The organism is Caballeronia choica, from assembly GCF_001544535.1.
GTDB lineage: Bacteria > Pseudomonadota > Gammaproteobacteria > Burkholderiales > Burkholderiaceae > Caballeronia > Caballeronia choica.
In genome coordinates, this window is record NZ_FCON02000245.1 from 1 (window position 1) to 7215 (window position 7215).

Annotated in this window: 8 protein-coding genes; 7 read left to right on the top strand and 1 reads right to left on the bottom strand. The window is 63.6% G+C overall.

Translation table 11 applies throughout. The features are described from left to right. Positions 1–670 precede the first annotated feature (670 nt). Positions 671–2119, top strand: coding sequence for an efflux transporter outer membrane subunit (locus AWB68_RS41150; protein WP_087649898.1), 1449 nt, complete (start codon positions 671–673; stop codon positions 2117–2119). 9 nt (positions 2120–2128) lie between these two features. Then, complete coding sequence (locus AWB68_RS41155; protein ID WP_087649899.1) at positions 2129–2815, top strand: TetR/AcrR family transcriptional regulator; 687 nt, start codon at positions 2129–2131, stop codon at positions 2813–2815. 30 nt (positions 2816–2845) lie between these two features. Here the strand turns inward: AWB68_RS41155 and AWB68_RS41160 are convergent, their stop codons facing one another. Continuing rightward, positions 2846–3484: a LysE family translocator gene (locus AWB68_RS41160; RefSeq protein ID WP_087649900.1), complete on the bottom strand. Its 639-nt coding sequence runs from the start codon at positions 3482–3484 to the stop codon at positions 2846–2848. A gap of 146 nt (positions 3485–3630) precedes the next feature. Here AWB68_RS41160 and AWB68_RS41165 point away from each other — a divergent pair, with 146 nt between their 5' ends. The 5 genes from AWB68_RS41165 to AWB68_RS41185 all read left to right on the top strand — a co-directional run bounded on the left by AWB68_RS41165 (position 3631) and on the right by AWB68_RS41185 (position 6924). Then, complete coding sequence (locus AWB68_RS41165; RefSeq protein WP_087649901.1) at positions 3631–4323, top strand: aspartate/glutamate racemase family protein; 693 nt, start codon at positions 3631–3633, stop codon at positions 4321–4323. A 47-nt stretch (positions 4324–4370) separates the two neighbouring features. Then, on the top strand, positions 4371–4553 hold the full coding sequence (locus AWB68_RS41170; RefSeq protein WP_087649902.1) for a hypothetical protein: 183 nt from the start codon (positions 4371–4373) through the stop codon (positions 4551–4553). A gap of 54 nt (positions 4554–4607) precedes the next feature. After that, positions 4608–5138 (top strand): DUF3455 domain-containing protein, encoded by a 531-nt coding sequence (locus AWB68_RS41175; protein ID WP_087649903.1) that lies wholly within the window; start codon positions 4608–4610, stop codon positions 5136–5138. Between the two features lie 142 nt (positions 5139–5280). Next, a complete protein-coding gene (locus AWB68_RS41180; protein ID WP_087649904.1) occupies positions 5281–6219 on the top strand; it encodes a S1C family serine protease in 939 nt (312 codons plus the stop codon). Positions 6220–6252: 33 nt separating this feature from the next. Beyond that, positions 6253–6924, top strand: coding sequence for a helix-turn-helix transcriptional regulator (locus AWB68_RS41185; RefSeq protein ID WP_125483227.1), 672 nt, complete (start codon positions 6253–6255; stop codon positions 6922–6924). Positions 6925–7215 lie beyond the last annotated feature (291 nt).

Here is a 7215-nt window from a genome sequence, read left to right on the forward strand (position 1 = left end):
TCTGCCCCTGTCCGGGGCGGGACTCACTTTCTTTGCTGCTGCAAAGAAAGTAAGCAAAGAAAGCAGCTTCCCACCGCGAATGCTTGCCATACGCCGCTAGCCCGTTATGTCTGAGTGGTCCAACCGGGGGAGTGTCGTTAGCGGGGTTTCATCGTTGTTGGCATGTAGAAAAGGCGCGCACGTCGCACCACTATACGGAGTGGATCAGCAGTCATTCATCCGTCCTGGCACTGCGTGCCCGACGCCAGGTCTGCTAACGGTGTGAATTGAAGCGTCAGCAAGCGCGAACGTAGGATGGTGATATAGCGATAGCGAGTGGTGTTGGTTTTGCCTGACGAGTGAGCGCGTAGCGCGAGGCCGGATGTATGACTGCTGGTCCACTTCGTATAGCGGTGCGACGTGCGCGCCTTTTCTACATGCCAACAACGGTGAAACCCCGCTAACGACACTCCCCCGGTTGGACCACTCCGAGGGAACAGTCTGGCGGCGCACGGCAAGTATTGGCGGTGGGAAGCTGCTTTCTTTGCTTACTTTCTTTGCAGCAGCAAAGAAAGTGAGTCCCGCCCCGGACAGGGGCAGAGCTAATAAACCAAAACCCGAGCAAGTTCCATAGAAGCGCAACAAAATCAAACGGTGTAAACAACAACACCAAACCCCCGAAACCCCTGCCATGAAACCACTCATCCTTTTATCCGTCCTAGCGCTATGCGGTTGCGCAGTCGGCCCCGACTTCCAGTCGCCCGCGGCACCCGACACGCAAACCTACACGCCCGACGCGTCTCCCGCGCCGACGGTATCGGCATCCGGCGCGACGCAGACCTTCACCGCCGCGGAACACGCAACGCCCACGTGGTGGAAACGATTCCACTCCGAGGCACTCGATCATCTCGTCGACGAAGCGCTGCAACATAGCCCGACGCTAGCCCAAGCCCGCGCAAAGCTGCTCGAAGCGCAAGAAAACTACAACGCACAGGCCGGCGCCACGCAGTTCCCGAGCGTCGACGCAAAGATCTCCGCCTCACGCCAACAGGTCGATCTCGCCGCATTCGGCATTCCGCACGTGACAAACCCCGGACCGTTCTCTTTGATCAACGCTTCGGTCAGCGTCTCCTACGTGTTCGACATCTTCGGCGGCAACCGTCGCGCGCTCGAAGCGACGCTGGCCCAAGTCGACTACGAAAGCTTCCAGCTCGAAGCCGCACGGCTTTCAATCGCCGGCAACGTGGTCGCCACCGCCGTGCGCCGCGCTTCGCTGAAACAGCAGATCACGCTGACGCAGCGCCTCGTCGACCTTCAGGCGCAGCAGCTCGGCATCGTCGAGGCGCGCCATGCGGTCGGGGGCGTGTCTCAACTCGATGTGCGCAGCCAGCGCACGCTCCTTGCACAAACACGCGCCTCGCTCCCGCCGCTCGCAACGCAACTCGCACAGGCCGATCATCAACTCGCGATCCTCCTCGGTGTCGCGCCATCGAATGCGAGCTTCGACGCGCTCACGCTCGACTCGCTTCATCTGCCGGACGACGTGCCGCTCACTTTGCCGTCGACGCTCGCCCGCGAGCGCCCCGACATCCGCGCGGCCGAGGCGCTGCTGCATCAGGCGAGCGCAAATGTCGGCGTGGCGACGGCCAATCTGTATCCGCAATTTTCTCTCTCGGCGGGAATCGGCTCGGAGCGCACAAACATACAGGACATCGTGAATGGACTGAACATCTGGAACATTGGTCTGAATCTCACGCAGCCGATTTTCCACGGCGGTGAACTGCGGGCGAAGAAGCGTTCGGCGCAGGCCGCGTATGATGCGGCGCTCGCCGGTTATCAGCAAACGGTATTGCAGGCGCTTCAACAGGTCGCGGACACGCTGACTGCCTTGCAGAACGACGCGCACGAACTCCAGGCGCGCGACACCGCCGCGCAGGAGGCGCAGGCGAGCTTCGACATCGCTCATGCACAATATGCGGCGGGCGGGGTCAGCCAGTTCGGCTTGCTCGACACGCAACGGCAGGCGCTCCAGACCGCGCTCGATCGAACGCGCGCGCAAGCGGACCGCTTCAGCGATACGGCAGCGCTCTTCCAGTCGCTCGGCGGCGGATCGTTCGCCGCGGCGCTGGCGCAGCAGTGAGCGCGAGCCATGCGCAGCAGACCACAGGAGGATTCGAAAATCGCACCATCGCCGCCGCCCTTTCCCACGGTCGACTTCGATGAAGGGCCGTCAGGAACCATTCTCGCAGCCGCTCGCGAGATCCTGTTACGCGAGCACTACAGCGGGCTCACGATGGACCGGCTCGCGCTCGCGCTCGGCATGAGCAAGAAGACGCTCTACGTGCACTTCCCGTCGAAAGACGCGATGGTCGCCGCGATCATCGCGGCGACCGGTGTGTCCATCCGCCGTCAGGTGACCGCCATTCTCGATGGACCGGGGCGGTTTCCGGAGAAGCTCGGAGCGTTGTTGCGTGTCGTTGCGGATCACGTGGGCGTCATGTCGCCCGACTTCCTGCAGGACCTCAACCGTTTCGCACCGCACCTCTTCGGCGAGATTCAGGCGATCAAGGAGCGCAACATCCCGACGGTGTTTGGCCGCGTGCTGAGTGTCGGCATCGAACAGGGGATGATCCGCGCCGACATCGACGTGACCTTTCTCGCCGAATACTGGCTACAGGTCGCACGCGGCGTGCACGACACGGGGATGCTGGCACGCACGGGCCTCGGACCCCGCGAGGCACTGGAGAAGGCACTCGATCTGTTCTTTCTCGGCGTACTCACGCCCCTCGCGCGCAGGAAGTTCGGGCAGCAATCGCCCGGGTCGATGCGCGGCTGAACTTGCTGGTGTTCGCGCCCTTCGGCCGCGTCAGATCCCGGTCTTCCCCGCTGCGAGAATCAGCCGAAGGCCGAGCGCCGCGATGGCGCCTGCCGCGATGCGATCAACCCAGCGCCTTGCCCGCAGATAGATCTCACGCGGACGACGACTCGAAAAGCACAGCGCGACAATCGTGTACCACCCGCTTTCTATCGCGAACACCAGCGGAGGCAACACGAAATAGCACCAGAGCGGCGGATGCTGCGGCAGCAATGCAGCAAAGATGCTTCCGTACCAGATCGCCGTCTTCGGATTGCTGAGTTGCGTCGTCAGGCCGATCCAGAACGATTTGCTTGCGTTGCGGTTGTGCGTGGCCGTGCCTTCGTCGACGGACATCGGCTGCGACGCACCCCGCCAGATTTTCGACGCGATGAAGATGAGATAGACGCCGCCCGCGACCTTCAGCGCAATGTAGAGCCACTCGACGGCGACGAGCAACGTATAAAGTCCGGCGAGCGCGATGCTCCCAAAGAAGATCCCTCCGACGCCCATTCCGAGCGCGGTGGCGAGACCATCGCGCCGCGACAGGCTGATCGCATTGCGCGCGACGAGCACGAAGCTCGGACCGGGGATCATCGCGCCCAAAAGAAGCGCGACGAGAATGGCGAATACGGCGGCTGATGCGGTCATCGGCGTGTCTCCCAACTCTGCTGGGAAGCATGATCGCATGAATGCGAGTTGCCGTCGCGGCATCGGACGGCTCGCGAGCGACATCGGCAGTAGCCCTGCTATATTCACCACACAGACAATGACGAACGCGCTCAAGGAAGATCAGCATGAAAACGATTGGACTGATCGGCGGCATGAGTTGGGAATCATCCGCCGAGTATTACCGCGTGATCAACCAGGATATGAAAGCGCGGCTGGGCGGCCACCGCAACGCGCGCAGCGTGATGGTCACGGTCTGCTTCGAAGAGATCAAGGCCTTGCAGCATGAGCAACGCTGGGACGAACTCGCCTCGCGCATGAAAGATGCCGCGTTGCAGGTACAGGCGGCGGGCGCGGATGTCGTGCTGCTCTGCACGAACACCATGCATCGCGTGGCGCCTGCCGTCGAAGCGGAGCTGGAGATTCCGTTCCTGCATATCGTCGACCCGACTGCACAAGCGTTGCGCGATGCGGGCATCGATCGCGTCGGCCTCCTCGGGACGGCCTTCACCATGGAGCAGGATTTCTATCGAGGCCGCATGCAGGACCGGCATGGCATCGAAGTGGTGGTGCCCAAGGCGCCGGAGCGCGCGCTCGTCCATCAGATCATCTACGACGAGCTTTGCCACGGCATCGTGCGCGATGCGTCGCGCGTCGAGTACCAGCGCATCATCGCCGGCATGGAGGCGCAGGGCGTGGGCGGCGTGATCCTCGGCTGCACCGAGATCGCGATGTTGATCGGACCCGACGATGTCGCGCTGCCGGTGTTCGACACCACCACGTTGCATGCGCAGGCGGCAGTGACGTGGGCGTTGGCGTAAGGGTCGGCCAACGCGCGAGCCATGACTGCCGGCATCGAACTCCACGCATGACGAATGCCTTGGATCGAATGGACAACCCGCTTGTTAGCGCCTATAACTTCGTCAAAGCAAGCGACGAGGTTTTTCGCTGGCTGATTGATGTCGATGTCCGCGTTGATGCGGTCGCCGCGCAGCATCCGCTCGACTTTCAAGCAGCGGGTGACCCGCTTCGCAATCGAAGCGTTGCATGATTTTTTCCTTGGACATCGATGGATCGTCGATGTCTGGATGGAGTTGCCCAGCCCATGTCCCGCGCTCACGACAAGACTCGCAGAGCCTCACCCCTCGCACTGGTCCTCGGACTCTTGCTGGCGTCTTGCGCCACGACTTCGCAGAGGCCGGCACCGCCCTCGCTCCAGCCCGCCGATGCGCAGCAGACCATCGCCTCGCTGTCCGCAACCGGCGTGCAGGTCTACGTGTGCAAGCGCGATCAGAACAGTCAGTTGGCGTGGGCGTTGAAAGGCCCGCAAGCCGATCTCTACGATTCGTCCCACAAGCTCGTCGTCAAGCACTACGCGGGTCCGACCTGGGAGGCGACCGACGGCAGCAAGATCACAGGCAAGGTACTGCAGCAAGCGGCGAACACTGCCGAGGCCGGCAGCATTGCGCTGCTCCTGTTGCAGGCGACAAGCACCGGTGGTCCTGGACTTCTGGCATCCGTGCGCTACGTCCAGCGGCTGAAGACGCAGGGCGGCGCCGCGCCTGCTGAACCGTGCACGCAGGAGGGACAGGAAAGCCGGGTCCCCTATCGCGCCAACTACGTTTTCCTCGGATAGCCGGCGCTACCCTTTCGGGTGGTGTGCGTCCCGCGCCGTTCTGTCATTCTGAACCCGAACGTACCGCATCCCTTGAGGGAAGATGCGAAACGGGCAGCGTGAGACACGAGCGGTTCGTGTCGCCAACGGCAGGGGATTCATCATGCAGAGCGCATCGTCTGAAGGAAACCGGTTGCTCGAACTCTCCGACGGTCTCGCGAATATCGTCGAGCGGGTCGGGCAAAGCGTCGTCGCGATTCATGGCCGGCGCCGCATTCCGTCGAGTGGCGTGATCTGGCGCCAGGGCGTCGTCGTCACGGCGGCGCACACGCTGCGGCGCGACGACGGAATCGAAGTCACGCTCGCCGATGGACGCAAAGTCGGCGCGGTCCTCGCAGGGCGCGACGCCGGCACCGATGTCGCCGTGCTGAAGCTCGACGGCGTCGAGCTGGCGCCGCCCGAATCCGGCGATGCGCGCGGACTCAGGCCAGGCCATCTCGTGCTCGCGGTGGCGCGCGGCGACGGGGCGAGTACGCATGCCGATTTCGGCGTGATCGGGAGCGTCGGCGGTCCGTGGCGCACCTGGCGCGGCGGCCAGCTCGACGCGTTCGTCCAGCTCGACGGCGGTCTGCATCCGGGCTTCTCCGGCGCGGCGCTCGCCGACATGCGCGGACAGGTCGTCGGCATCTGCACGTCTGCGTTCGCGCGCGGCGTCGGCATGCTGATTCCGCACGCGACCGTGGAGCGCGTCGCCGATGAACTGCTGGCGAAAGGGCGCGTCTCGCGCGGCTATCTCGGCGTCGGCACGCAGCAAGTGAGCCTCCCGGATGCGTGGATCGAGAAGATGAAGCTTTCGTCGCGAGGTGGATTGCTTGTTAATTCAATTGCTCCGGACGGCCCGGCGGAGGCGGCCGGCGTTCTCATCGGCGACGTCTTGGTCGACATCGACGGCAAGGCTTGCGGCGACATGAGCGAACTGCACGCCGCGATCGGTGCCGTGAGCATCGGGAAGCCGTTGAAGATCGGGTTGATCCGGGGCGGCGAGCGTGTCGAGTGTGCGGTGATGGTCGGCGAGCGCCCGCAACGGAACGCGTGCCGCTGACGCCGGCGGGCCGGTCACATGCCGGATGAACCGATGGCACGCCTTGCACAAACAGCGCAGACCGGACCGCTCAGGGTCGCGGTGATCGCCGAATCGCCGCAGGTGCGTGCGAGCCTGCAAGCGCTCGCCGAATCGAGTCCGGCAATCGCGTTTGCGGGCGGCGCAGTCGACGCAGCCGCCCTTGCCGATCGGCTCGCCGGCGCGGCCATCGATGTGCTCGTGATCGACCTGGAGCCGTCCGCGAGCGACTCGCCCCCGCCCCCGTTCGACGTCGGATTTGCGCCATCGGCGTTCGTCCTGCTGACCGATGAACCGGACCTCGACTGGGTCCTGGATGTCCTGCCGGGCGATGCCGTCGCGATCTTGCCGCGCAATGCGCCGCAGGCTGAAATCGTCGCATCGATCGAAGCAACGGCTGCGGGCCTTTGCGTGCTGGCGCGGGACGTGTTCGGGAGGGTTCTGGGGGCGCGCAAGCCGCTGCGTCAGAGTGCAAGCGACGCACCGTTCTACGCGCTCACGTCGCGGGAGATCGAAGTGCTCGCGATGCTCGCCGAAGGGCTCGGCAACAAGGAGATCGCACGGCAACTCGACATCTCGGATAACACGGTGAAGTTTCACCTTTCGTCGATCTTCGGCAAGCTCGGCGCGACCAATCGGACCGAAGCCGTGATGCTTGGCATGCGGCGGGGATTTGTCATGGTCTAGGGGTGGACGCTGGCGCTTGGGGTTTGGATGCCGCTGGCGCTTGGGTTGGGTTGGGTTGGGTTGGGTTGGGTTGGGTTGGGTTGGGTTGGGTTGGGGTTACACCGTTTGATGCGCTCAGGCTCCCATGGAACTTGTATTCATGTCGGTTTATTTGCTCTGCCCCTGTCCGGGGCGGGACTCACTTTCTTTGCTGCTGCAAAGAAAGTAAGCAAAGAAAGCAGCTTCACAACGCCAATCCTTGCCATGCGCCGCTAGACCGCTCCCTCGGAGTGGTCCAACCGGGGGAGTGTC